Origin of the sequence: Serratia sp. Nf2 (assembly GCF_003028435.1) — a bacterium.
Lineage (GTDB): Bacteria > Pseudomonadota > Gammaproteobacteria > Enterobacterales > Enterobacteriaceae > Serratia > Serratia marcescens_L.
In genome coordinates, this window is record NZ_PYTW01000045.1 from 1 (window position 1) to 645 (window position 645).

At 48.1% G+C, this 645-nt stretch carries 2 tRNA genes and 1 rRNA gene; all 3 read right to left on the minus strand.

The features are described 5' to 3' along the window. Positions 1-265: 265 nt before the first annotated feature. Positions 266-341: transfer RNA gene (locus tag C9411_RS25315), tRNA-Ala, on the minus strand. 38 nt (positions 342-379) lie between these two features. Next, positions 380-456 (minus strand) — tRNA-Ile (locus tag C9411_RS25320). Positions 457-530: 74 nt separating this feature from the next. Next, positions 531-645: ribosomal RNA gene (locus C9411_RS25325) — 16S ribosomal RNA — on the minus strand; the annotation flags it as partial.

The following is a 645-nucleotide window of genomic DNA, read 5'->3' on the forward strand; positions in this document are numbered from 1 at the left end:
CGCCCTTCATCGCCTCTGACTGCCTAGGCATCCACCGTGTACGCTTAGTCACTTAACCTCACAACCCGAAGATGTTTCCATCGTTCGTGCTGCAAACATTTGAGAGACTCTATGACAGGTTACTCTTCATCCCAATACTTCTACGGAGGGATAAATTTCAGCCGTCATGTTTCAATTTTCAGCTTGTTCCAGATTGTTAAAGAGCAAAATACTTCGCAGCATACTGTTTCCAATATACTCTGAAGTATTGAAATACCGGACTATATGGTGGAGCTAAGCGGGATCGAACCGCTGACCTCCTGCGTGCAAGGCAGGCGCTCTCCCAGCTGAGCTATAGCCCCATACAGTCACGTGCAGTACCTTTTCCACTTCGAAGAAGTGGTAGGCCTGAGTGGACTTGAACCACCGACCTCACCCTTATCAGGGGTGCGCTCTAACCACCTGAGCTACAAGCCTATAAAGGTATTTCTGCTCGTTACTTTCTATCAGACAATCTGTGTGAGCACGCCACTCGAACTAATATCTTTAGGTAAGGAGGTGATCCAACCGCAGGTTCCCCTACGGTTACCTTGTTACGACTTCACCCCAGTCATGAATCACAAAGTGGTAAGCGCCCTCCCGAAGGTTAAGCTACCTACTTCTTTT